Here is an 11,317-nt window from a genome sequence, read left to right on the forward strand (position 1 = left end):
CTGCCTTCGCCTACTCACTACACCAGGTAATCACATTAAAACGGGAGGCTGTGGTATCTGACCCATCCGTAACCCTCATGGAAGCCACATTGGACTCAATAACCCACTCATCATCTTCTCGAGTCCAACCTACACCCACGGAGCCAACTTCACTTGATGCTCCATAGCTAGGCGAAGATTCGTTTGGCGTCCCCCAGTTATCGTCAGGGAAATCCGCAAGTTGAGCTTCGGTAAAGCCTGATATGCTGGCTGCGATATTCGGGGTTAAGCCTTGTGGGCATATCGGGACAGGCACTCTATCGTTACTGTTAACAGAAAACACGGTAGCTGAAGTGCGCTCAATTCCTTGTGCATCTTGGCTAACAAATTGACCTTGGCTGTTGCTGGCGATGTTGATCGCTCTCGTTCCACCCGCCCCATCGGTAACTAGGTTCAACGTCACTTGTTCACCCTCAATCGCTGCGGTAATACACACTTCTTCTGCATCAGTTCCGTTAAGCACAGTCCAACAAAGTGGTGCTCTCGCATCAATATTGACACTACCATCGGTTCGCAAGAATTCCCCCCGACGGACGCCAATGGTAATCGCTAAGAAATCTTCTCGGTCATCATCATTATCAATAAAAGCTTCAATTTCAGGTAGGTTATAAGGCACGATTTGAACTTGGTCAGGGACCGCTATGCCATTCAATAACAATGTACTTTCGAATCCTTCGATGAAGCTGGTCATCTGACGAACTCGGTTATCATTTCCTCCGTGGAGGAAGTTACTAATGTCCAATCGAATACTAAATTGTCCGCCATCAAGCCTCATAGCATCATCTTCTGGCAAGGCTGGAAGAACAGTCTCTCCATCTACGACGACGGCTGGTATATCATCAGTATTTCCAACCACTTCAATCCCATCGGTTTGGAAACGCTGACGAAATGGACAGGGCAAGAATGAGGTGCCTTCCGGATACAGATCAGGATCAAGACTGCCTTCATCTCCAATAGGAATACCATTGATACCTGTGCCTTCACACTCATCAAACTTGAAATCGGTATAATTGTTGTATCCTCCAGCATCGAGCGGAACAACAACATCTTGAGCTCTTGCTCGCACACCGAGAACGAGATTAGCAATTCGAACACCTGAGTCTCGGCTAATTGCGTCGTTATATTTTGTGGTATAGGCAGTCATTTGAGTGGCCGCAACCAAACCAAATACCGCCATCACTATCAGTAGCTCGAGCAAGGTAAAACCTTCTTGTCTTATCTTCATCCCGCTCTACTCTTTTACGATTAACATCAGCGAAAGTTTGTATCCAAGGCTTGAGCGCAAATGTGAACTCTTCTGCGGATATTCAAAACTTTTCACTTTCCAGTGCCAAGGGGAAACCGTCTCAAATGCGTTCACAAACTTGTACAGTTCTGAGTTAGAAGAGGCGTAAATATCCACATCTTGGACATAACGAATATGTGACAATTCGGAAAACTTAACCATATTTTCATGACGGTATGAGATCGGTCGTTTCGGTTTAATATCCAAATAAACATCTTGGTCTTTATAAAGCTTAACGATGCCGTTCATTTCGTTAACCAGATCAAGCACTTCTTCACTCTGAGGTTGGCTAGTGCTGCATGATTTGTCTTCCAATTCTTCCACTATCGAGTCGACCGTGAAATCACGGATATTCAACGTCGAAAATTTGTTTTCAAATGAGTAGCTAAACTTACTATCGTCAGTATTCACTTCATTGAGCTTATCCAGAAGAAACTTAATCGCGTTAACAGCAGAGCGGTGATCTTGAACATTCGATGAAACTTTGAGTTGAGCCCTACATTTGTCTTCGAAGCAGCTTACATTTGTCACGTTCCAGCCTGGAAACTGCTCATAGTGACCGTAGATCCAATAGGTCACTAGTGATTCAGCTTTAGACATATCCGTAATATGGCAAAACTCTTCAATTTCTTCCTCCACACTTAAATCGGCCTCATGCTTTAACGAACTTTTTATTAACTCTTGTCGTTTGATTTCTTTCTCTTTGGCGATAACCTTTGGTCGTTCATAAATGAAGTAACGCGCTGCGCTCGATATGCCTATGAGTACAACAGAAGTGAGCAGGATAATCCCCGCCATTTTTAAAAATTTCTTATCTGGTAGTTCAATATTCATTAGTACAAACCGAAGCTAGTATTCCAACCGAGATAAACTGAAAGAGAGAAGCAGCCAGTGATAATCAAGGTAAATAAAACCTTCTCTTTAAAGCTTTTGGTGACAGGCTTAAATTGGTAATGCCTGAGCTGCTGGTCATCCAGAAGATTGGATTCAACATCAATAATCTCGTATTTACTAATGCCTTTTAGTGATGCGATGACTTCGATACTATCTACGGCTAAAGAGTATGTTTTGTACGATAGAGGGAACTCCTCCCCTATCGTCAGAATCACACCATCAAATGCCCCCCAAATGTAATAATTTGAATCTTCTGGGTTCTGACAAATAAAGAAATACGTCCCTTGAAACAATGAACCATCCGTAAGAAGAGGCACAACAGCTGCTAGTAATGGGCTCTCTTTTGTCGAGGTAAAATATTGGTTATATTCCCAATCTTTATGTGAGTCGAGATTGAAATAATAAAGAAATTTACGATTGATTTGGTTCTCTTCACAAAAGCTCACGACTTCGCTCTCTTTTAGTGTGTAGACTCTTGCGTTGAACTCTATTTGACAATCATCAAACGTTTCATACGACTGTACACTCGACTTATTGGTTTTTCTAAATAGGCTTATTTTGCTACTCAACATAGATTTCTCGTGTGTCATCTTTTGTTGATACCACTAACTTCCCAGAGCCATACTTAAATGTGTATTTGCCTGCTCGAGTGATTTTCTTATTAAGCGAATACTTCACTCCATCCATCATTACCACGCCGTTGATACGATTACCGACTTCTGCAAAACTCATAATATTGACTTCAGGTACCGTATCTTTGCGTCTTGGAGCAAGAGGCCTTGTTGGCGTATTTGAGCGTTCTTCACTCACAGGCAAGGGCTTAGGCTTGGGCTGCGTTTTCTCTTTCAATTTACGCTCTTCATCCGCGACCGATATCTTCAACTTAACCAGAGATAAGTACTCCTGAAGCTTGGCTTTCTCACTCCTGATTTTCTCAATCTCTTCGTTGTATTTAATATATTGATCAATTTTCGACTCCATCTTATTCGCGTGAACTTGCATGGTGTCTTTCTTATCAACGACTTCTTTTGCTTCACCTGCAATTGAGTTTTGTGCCATCAATAGAGTGAAAAATGTAATAAATATCCTAATGTACATAGTGTGACTCCTGATACGAATTCACCGGTGAAATACTTAATGTGCAGATTTTTTCGACAGCAGCGGGTTTTGCCTTTTAAGAACATCGAAGACAAAAGAGGAAAGTACTCTTTTAATGTTAACTCTTGCCCACAGTAGTCACATCGAGAGCGACCTAGTAAGGCTAGTCTAAGTGGCCACTTTTCCACGAGTACTCTTGTTCCAACACATTGTATAAAGCTAAATAATGTCGCCCCCAATAAAAACAAAACGACATAGCGATAGGCATCAATCATAAATTCGATAAACATTGTTTCTGCTGTAATAACGTATTCGTGTCTTTGACTGGTTGAGGTAAAGGTCCTCGGCAACTTGCTCAACTATTTGCTGAACATTGCTCCCGCGATAAGTCAAACTTGCCGCAAGTTTAAAGTCCGTTTCCGATTCCCAAATACAGGTGACTCCTTCACTACGACACCAAGTCAGGAATTGAGCCTTGAAAGATTTTTTATGAATAAAAGTCAGGGGCGCAACGCTTCCCTTTGAGTCCTGATCGTCCGCTGTTTTGGTTGGCTTTGGATTGACCTTTTTACTCGGGACAATAGGAACATCCCTAAAATTTGGTGATTGATTTTTTTCTGGAACAATCGGGGCAGGTTGAGCTTTAACCTTTAATTTGGTTCCCGTAGGCAGAAGATTGATGTCTCCACCAACTTTTTCCACCCAGTCAGGGTTATCGTCAACCAACTGCGTTAAGGTAACATCATGCTCAATTGCCAATTCCGAAGCGGTGTCTCCTTCGACTACGGTGTGGTAGTCATGATTGCTCTGCGCGTAACAAGCCATAGATGTCATTGACATTAAAAGACATAAATTTGATAGCTTCATGATTTTCCCTATAACACTCTTGGTTCGATAAGGATGATGATTTTGCTTTTTTGCATATCGCGACTGTTCGCCCCACCCATAATAATGGTACCTGGTACTGATGAACTGTCGTTTGTGCGTCCCCCAGTCTCCTCGTAGCCAGCAAGAAGAATGACGTCGCCGCTATTTACACGAAAAGACTGCAAAAACTGACGGTTAAATATCGTTGGTAACGTAATGCCTTGATCGGCAGTGAGCCCAACTAACTCATTTTGCGTAATGTGTGTAGTCACCGATATCTTGTCTTCAACCGCAAGCGCTTTAAACATCATGTTGAAGCCCTCATTGATTACATCAGTACCGACTTCTCGTATCTCTCTGTCTAAGTCTTTATCATACTCAGTACTCACCGTTGAAATGTAAGTCTGAGCTTTGGCGATACTTAAAGGCGTTGGTACACCATTTTGAGTCAGTAGATCAGCCTTAGTTGAAAGAAGTGAGTGACTGTTTTTAAAGTAAGAGCGTAGAATCAAATCCGTTGTCGAGGAATCCTCTTTTTTCACTCCTATATCTAGACCAGAGATAGTGTCACTAAAAGATGAACCTGGGATAATCGATGTCGATCCTGCGGTAATCACCGAGTCCCAGTCCAAGCCAAGTTGATTGACGTCCTGATCACCATAACGTAGCACTGTCACAAGCAATAGAATCTGTTTTTCTAACACCTGGTTGTAGTCATCGACCAACTGCTTTACTTGGCGTAAATAGGATGGACGCTCCACAACCAACAAAGACCCTGTGGTGTTATTAATCTTTACTGTGCCCTCTTCAGACAGCAGCATTTCCACCTCTTCGACTAAAGAAGCTTTCAGGTCATAAGAAAGATCCATCGAGCCGCTAAACGAACCACTGCTACCACCCGATGCATTAGAAGCCGTCTCTAAGCTCGCATCCATTGAAGAAAGTAGACCAGACAGCGGAATATTCTCGATATTGCAACGTGAGACCACGTACTGATCATCATAGAATGTAATTGACACGTCATAGATATTTTCAAGTGATTTGAATAATCCCGATAACTTACCGTCATAAATAAACTTTTTGTAATCGTCGTTAAGAGCTTCTGACTGGCTAGGCATTGGTGCTGCTGTTTGGCTTGTCGGTAGCCCTGCAATAGAACTTGTAAGATCTGGGCTTTCAGAACTATCGACACTCTCATCTTCAACTAAACAGTTATTGATGTAGTTACCCTGATAAAGAAGTAGCGCATTCATCTCTTCGATGATCATTTTAACGGTCGCTTTATCCGTAAAGCTAAAGCTTATTTCTTCATCTTTATAATAACTATTTACTTGATATTCATCGCCAGATTCAAATAGCATTGAATGATCGACGACTTCAAGATATTGGGTTCTTCTCTTTTTACTTTTCGTTAGTTCAGATTCTATTCTTTTTTGTTGTTCTGAATTTTGAGGAAGGTCGACATACTCTGTAGTAGAGCACCCTAGAAAAAATAGGGGGAGTAGCAAGGCACAAAGTCTTTTCATCTTTATCCCGATGATTAATTATCATTCTAATGATTAATGTTTGCGCTCCTTAATTATAAGGAGCGCAAATGTATTGACCCAATATAATTATTAGTAGAAGCCAACAATTAACATTGCGTTGTCATTCGCTGCAGATGTTGCACAGTCATCGACAACTTCATCAACTGTGCGTGCCGTCACTTCCTGACCACCTTGAACATAGACAACCGCGGTACCAGCTACTGCGTTGGCTATATCATCAGTTGCCTCGAAAGCAGCAGGTGCTGCGCCCGCATCCCCCGTCTCTATCGCTAGAAAGTCAAATGCAGCGCTGTCGATAGTTGTCAATAAGTTACGGCAAGACTCTTGGCCAATACCACCAACGCGAATACCAACACCACCGTCAGCTTGGCCACTGGTTAATACCGGTTGAACCACAAAATCAGCACCGAATGGGTTAAGTACATCGGTACGGTCTAACAGCGGGCTATCGTTATCTACGCCATTGTAGTCGCCTTGAGTTTTGTAGCCTTTCTGTAGTTTCGCCTTAACGGTACTCAAGTTTGACATTACATCTGACTCATCCATACCACGGAATACAGATGTTGATAATGCAACAATACCAGCAGTAACAAGGCCGATAATACCAATTACAATTAGCATTTCTATCAAAGCAATACCTTGATTCTTTTTCTTATTGCTGCGAATTTTATTTTTGTTAGGGTGCATGAAGCTCTCCTTTTCAGGCTTATTTATTTTAGCGAAATAATAGTTTTGTTTTTATATGCTTATATCATTACCTATTGTTATTTTATTAAAATAAATAACAAATATCCAAAGACCTAAAAAGGTGACAATTTATACTGAAAGGTCAAAAATAAGACAAATACAGTAAAAGTGTCCTCAAACTAAGCAAATGGTAAGATAAAATATAGGCAACTGACGTCGTTGTTGAACGGGAGGTACTCTATTCCTTTTAAATTAATCGATCAACCCTAAAGTGGTAGTTTCATATAAAAAGTTTATTTTTATTAATTGTGTGATCGATATGGAATATTATTTGAGCAGCGCGTGTAGCATATAAAATAACATTCCAATTAATTGAGTTTTTTATTTATGAATAATTATATCGTTAGTAGTTTGAAGCTATCGATTATTGGCAGTCTTGTCAGCGTAAATATAGTTCAAGCAGCAGTACAAGGTGAATTTCAATCAGGCGGTTCCAATGGCAACATAATGGACAAGGAGTATGTCAACAACTACCCATACTCTCGATGCTCTGAAGAAGGGATACCCTCAGAGGACTGTAAAGAGTTCGGATACGTTTTTGGCGACACGTATATAAAGTTTGAGCAGTTTACCCAGCTCGCGATGAATACAAGCTTAGAAGAGTATCGAGCAAGCATGGTATCTGATAACTATTTTATTCCTGATAACTTTGAGTGGCTGCTACCCAGTATTGAAAACCTACGTTATGCCGCTGTTCAAGGAATATTAAAGATAGACAGTTTGTACCCTGTCTATATTGATGATGGAAACCGCGATGAGCATCTCTATGAGCATGAAATAAAACTCGCTCATTTACCTGGTGCAAATTTGCCTGACACCATCAACAACGATACTGACATCATTGGATTGATGGCAGCATTTCAAGTCGATTCTAATGGCGTCATACAACCGGGCATACCTGGAGAGCCAGGAACACCTGGAGAAATCATCCCAGATAACGGGGAGATCATCATTCTCGACCCACACCCACCGACCGAACCACCAACTCCAGAGCCCCCCCCAGGCGCAGTTGTCGGACAAGTGTGTGGTGAAATATTGAATGATCAATCTCCACGCAACCCTGCTTCTGGATGTTTAAAGGTCAATCAAGTACTGGATGGCAGTTTACATACCGAAGGCATAACTTCTTATTGGGCAGACCGCTGGCTCAACTCAATTCCTTATATCACCGATCCCGGCTATGGCGAAACGGCGCTGTTTGCTTGGAATGATCTCGAACGTGTGTGTGACACGCTCAACGAAATGAATTTCTTAGAAAGAACAAACTGGCAGTTACCCACTCAAGGTCAGGTCAACAGTTCGATTAAAGCAAGCTACGTCGATTACGAATTACCCGATAAGTACCACTGGCGATATAGACGAGAAGGCTTTGACCACACACCACGAAGAGAAAGTGGGGCCATTTACTATGCCGGCGCGAAGAAAACACTTGCCGGTAAACCTGCTATGTATGCTTTCCCTTACGGAAAAATCAGTGACGGACTGAACACACCAGATGCCAATAAGATCCCTTGGCCTGTGACGTGCTTTTCAGAAAAGTAATAAACGCATTTAGGTACCCCACATGAAAAAACGAACGACCATGAAAACTAGAAAAACACAACTCGCCTTATTATGCGCCACATTATCTGTTGCTCCCTTGTCCTTTTCCGCTGTACAAGGTGAATTTCAGTCTGGTGGGCAAGGTGGTGGAGAAATGGATAAAGGCTATGTAAACAACTACCCATATTCTCGCTGTTCGGAAGAAAACGTACCAGCAGAAGACTGCAAACAGTTTGGTTATGTTTATGGTAAAGAAGCTCTACCATTTGGTGACTTTGTAAAGTTGGTGATGAACACCAGTGCTGAACAATACCGAGCTGATATGGTCTCAGATAACTACAACATTCCTGATAATGCTCAGTGGATGCTGCCGAATATAGAGAATCTGCGATACGCAGAGTCAAAAGGTATGCTAGAAGGCAATAACCTCTATCCAGTGTTTATTGACAATGGAGCCGGCGATAGTTTTGTGAGCGAAGATGAAATTCAACTAACCTATCGTGCCGGAGCTACCGTCCCAGAAGAAATCACAGACGACACACAAATCGTAGGACTCATGGCTGCCTACTCTTTTGACTCAAATGGACGCATCATCGCGGGCACTCCTGGAGAGATAAACAGTGACAATGGAAAAGTGATTATATTGGATCCAACACCAGACCCAACTCCTAAACCAGATCCCGATCCGGAACCTGAGCCGGAACCTGAGCCAATCGACCCTACACCAGAAAGGATCTACGCAAGCGTAGGCATTTACGAGGCAATGACAAAACGCGAAGCCAAACTTTACGTAAAAATGTCTCGCTCAGAATGGGAAGACGCCGGCAAGCCAACAAGTGTTACATTTAAGTGGTATTACGGCACTGAAGCAAGATTCAATACAGATTCAGGCTACAAAATAGATGAACAGAACCAACATGTTTGGGCAATTACAACGGGTAGATTCAAAAAAGGGAAGTCCTTTTGTTTCGAAGCATTCACATTCGACTCGACGACTAAACCCGATACTGAACAGTTTTATCGAAACAACCCTATCAATACTGGCTCTATTTGTGATGGCTCAAGTGATGGGATCTCAAGTTGGACAGATTTTTGGCTTATCTCGAACTCCCTAAGCGCATCAGACCCGAACCACCCGAGTAAATGGTGGGAAACAAACAATAATCAATAAACTAAAATACGCTTTAAGCCTTCCGATTTGGGAAGGCTTTATCCCTAGTGCTGTTGTTTACCGATACTTTTCAGATCACATTTCCAACGTCTCAATTTTCAGACTTACTCAGCAATCTCCGCACATAATGTGAAAGACAGCAAAGATTCACAATTTAGCATCCTGTTCGACGATAGAATTTGACCTTATTCACAACTGAATAACAGTTAATCGACCATGCTATGTGGACAACTTTTGTGCTTATGGGGGGTAAGCAGATGGATATAAAGAGTGCTGTAATATTAGTCACTTCTGCGGGTTCACAGGTAGGCAGTACGCTTGCGTATCACTTTGCATCACTAGGTGCGACGGTAGTTCTTTGCGATCAAAAGAGTCCACAACTTCAACAGGCCTTTCAGCTGTGTACTGAAATCTCTAGCCGTGTTTACCAGTTCCCAATACAAGACCACTCTTTGCAATCAATCCAAGATCTTTTTGCATTCATGGATCACACAGTCAAACGCTCCCCTGACGTGCTGATCAATACATTGACTGCGCAAGCTATGCCGACCATCTTTGACCAGCAAGGTAGTGACCTGTTTACTCAGAGGTTGTCTTTGATGGCCGCCACAATGTTTAGTTTCGGTCAAGCGACTGCAGAAAGAATGCGTAATGAGCAGAAAAATGGTGTGATTGTGAATGTGATATCTCACCCTGATTATCAGGATCTCTCTGGGTTTGATAATGCAACGTCAATGGTCGCTGGCTTCACACAAAGCTGGGCGAAAGAGCTTACACCATTTAACATCCGTGTCGGTGGTGTTGTACCAACGCTGGAGCATGACAATACACACTGGGCTGAAGTGCAAGATGAATTAATCCGCAACACTGAATACATTGTCTCCAACGACTATTTCAGTGGTCGCGTTATGGCAGCCTAACCTCATTTAGAGCGAGCGTAATACTCGCTCTGAAGCTTCTTCGATCAAATTCAGTACCAACTCAAACCCTTGGTCGCCACCATAATATGGATCAGGGATCTCTTGATATTCAGAGTCGCTATATTCTAAGAACAACTTGAGTTTATGTTGTAAATGTTCAGGGCACTGTGACTGTAAGTCTGCTAAGTTGTCGAAATCCGCAGCTAAAATTAGGTCAAAATCTTCAAAGTCACTACTTATCACTTTGCGTGAACGGATCCCTTTGAATGAATAGCCACGGTTTTCTCCAGCGGCTTTAGCTCTAGAATCTGGTGGATTTCCTTGGTGATAACCTATGGTTCCAGCAGAGTCTATCTCAGCATCAATATTCAACTGCTTTGACTTCATTCGAAGCACTGCCTCTCCTGTTGGTGAGCGGCAGATGTTCCCCATACAAACCACTAGAATTTTTTTACTCATTCAACGCTAGCCTCAACAATACTTTCCCATGTAAATCATAGGTGTTTGCCCATAATCGATTGCGCTATCATAGGCACAGAATTGTTAAATAAAAAAGGATTTCCCATGACCTCCGAGACCAATAAAGAAGCACGTCACAAAGCAAGACAGCAAAAAGTGAAAGAGCAAGTCGATGCCAAAGTCGCGGCTGCACAAGAGGAGAAAGGGTTACTTCTTATCATCACTGGTAACGGAAAAGGTAAATCGACTTCTGGGTTCGGGACAGTGGCTCGCGCTGTTGGCCATGATAAAAAAGCGGCAGTTGCTCAGTTTATTAAAGGTACTTGGGCAAATGGTGAACGCAACCTACTCGAAAAGCTCGGCGTAGAGTTCCATGTCATGGCGACGGGTTTTACCTGGGAAACACAAAATAAGAACGCCGATACAGAAGCTGCACAAAAAGTATGGCAAGAATGTAAGCGCCTACTTACTGATGAGTCGATTGATGTGGTGCTGTTTGATGAGCTGACTTACATGGTGAGCTACGGTTATATCGAGCTTGATGAAGTGGTTGAAGCATTGAACAATCGCCCTAAGATGCAATCAGTCATCATCACAGGCCGTGGCGCTCACCGCACTCTAATCGAAATGGCTGATACCGTTTCTGAAGTGAAGAATGTGAAACATGCTTTTGAGTCAGGCGTAAAAGCGCTGCAAGGCGTTGACTGGTAATCACTACTACCTCACCAGAATGAATAAAGCCCCTAGC

13 protein-coding genes are annotated in these 11,317 nt (G+C 42.5%); 4 read left to right on the top strand and 9 right to left on the bottom strand.

Features of this window, described 5'->3' with window-relative positions; translation table 11 throughout:
• Positions 1-10: 10 nt before the first annotated feature.
• The 8 genes from F0231_RS06175 to F0231_RS06210 all read right to left on the bottom strand — a co-directional run bounded on the left by F0231_RS06175 (position 11) and on the right by F0231_RS06210 (position 6,417).
• On the bottom strand, positions 11-1,264 hold the full coding sequence (locus tag F0231_RS06175; RefSeq protein ID WP_171758842.1) for a type II secretion system protein: 1,254 nt from the start codon (positions 1,262-1,264) through the stop codon (positions 11-13).
• A gap of 6 nt (positions 1,265-1,270) precedes the next feature.
• Complete coding sequence (locus F0231_RS06180) at positions 1,271-2,158, bottom strand: hypothetical protein (protein ID WP_171758843.1); 888 nt, start codon at positions 2,156-2,158, stop codon at positions 1,271-1,273.
• Positions 2,158-2,790 (bottom strand): hypothetical protein, encoded by a 633-nt coding sequence (locus F0231_RS06185; protein ID WP_171758844.1) that lies wholly within the window; start codon positions 2,788-2,790, stop codon positions 2,158-2,160. Before F0231_RS06185 ends, F0231_RS06180 begins: the two co-directional genes overlap by 1 nt.
• Positions 2,780-3,316: a hypothetical protein gene (locus F0231_RS06190; protein ID WP_171758845.1), complete on the bottom strand. Its 537-nt coding sequence runs from the start codon at positions 3,314-3,316 to the stop codon at positions 2,780-2,782. The genes F0231_RS06185 and F0231_RS06190 overlap by 11 nt, the downstream gene beginning before the upstream one ends.
• Complete coding sequence (locus tag F0231_RS21230) at positions 3,277-3,606, bottom strand: prepilin peptidase (protein WP_171758846.1); 330 nt, start codon at positions 3,604-3,606, stop codon at positions 3,277-3,279. The genes F0231_RS06190 and F0231_RS21230 overlap by 40 nt, the downstream gene beginning before the upstream one ends.
• Positions 3,584-4,183, bottom strand: coding sequence for a TcpQ domain-containing protein (locus tag F0231_RS06200; RefSeq protein WP_171758847.1), 600 nt, complete (start codon positions 4,181-4,183; stop codon positions 3,584-3,586). The genes F0231_RS21230 and F0231_RS06200 overlap by 23 nt, the downstream gene beginning before the upstream one ends.
• A gap of 8 nt (positions 4,184-4,191) precedes the next feature.
• The gene (locus F0231_RS06205; RefSeq protein ID WP_171758848.1) at positions 4,192-5,544 is read right to left on the bottom strand and encodes a hypothetical protein; all 1,353 of its coding nucleotides are present in this window, start codon (positions 5,542-5,544) and stop codon (positions 4,192-4,194) included.
• A 255-nt stretch (positions 5,545-5,799) separates the two neighbouring features.
• Positions 5,800-6,417: a type II secretion system protein gene (locus F0231_RS06210; RefSeq protein ID WP_171758849.1), complete on the bottom strand. Its 618-nt coding sequence runs from the start codon at positions 6,415-6,417 to the stop codon at positions 5,800-5,802.
• A 387-nt stretch (positions 6,418-6,804) separates the two neighbouring features.
• Here F0231_RS06210 and F0231_RS06215 point away from each other — a divergent pair, with 387 nt between their 5' ends.
• The 3 genes from F0231_RS06215 to F0231_RS06225 all read left to right on the top strand — a co-directional run bounded on the left by F0231_RS06215 (position 6,805) and on the right by F0231_RS06225 (position 10,110).
• Positions 6,805-8,019: a hypothetical protein gene (locus F0231_RS06215; protein WP_171758850.1), complete on the top strand. Its 1,215-nt coding sequence runs from the start codon at positions 6,805-6,807 to the stop codon at positions 8,017-8,019.
• Between the two features lie 40 nt (positions 8,020-8,059).
• Positions 8,060-9,190 carry a hypothetical protein gene (locus F0231_RS06220; protein WP_171758851.1) on the top strand — a complete coding sequence of 377 codons (1,131 nt, stop codon included), beginning with the start codon at positions 8,060-8,062 and terminating at the stop codon, positions 9,188-9,190.
• A 257-nt stretch (positions 9,191-9,447) separates the two neighbouring features.
• The gene (locus tag F0231_RS06225; RefSeq protein ID WP_171758890.1) at positions 9,448-10,110 is read left to right on the top strand and encodes an SDR family oxidoreductase; all 663 of its coding nucleotides are present in this window, start codon (positions 9,448-9,450) and stop codon (positions 10,108-10,110) included.
• A gap of 6 nt (positions 10,111-10,116) precedes the next feature.
• Here F0231_RS06225 and F0231_RS06230 read toward each other — a convergent pair whose 3' ends face one another.
• The gene (locus F0231_RS06230; RefSeq protein WP_171758852.1) at positions 10,117-10,569 is read right to left on the bottom strand and encodes a low molecular weight protein-tyrosine-phosphatase; all 453 of its coding nucleotides are present in this window, start codon (positions 10,567-10,569) and stop codon (positions 10,117-10,119) included.
• 105 nt (positions 10,570-10,674) lie between these two features.
• Here F0231_RS06230 and cobO point away from each other — a divergent pair, with 105 nt between their 5' ends.
• Complete coding sequence (gene cobO, locus F0231_RS06235) at positions 10,675-11,280, top strand: cob(I)yrinic acid a,c-diamide adenosyltransferase (RefSeq protein ID WP_171758853.1); 606 nt, start codon at positions 10,675-10,677, stop codon at positions 11,278-11,280.
• The last annotated feature ends 37 nt before the right edge of the window (positions 11,281-11,317 follow it).

It is taken from the genome of Vibrio sp. RE86 (genome assembly GCF_013114545.1).
In the GTDB taxonomy this organism is placed as follows: domain Bacteria; phylum Pseudomonadota; class Gammaproteobacteria; order Enterobacterales; family Vibrionaceae; genus Vibrio.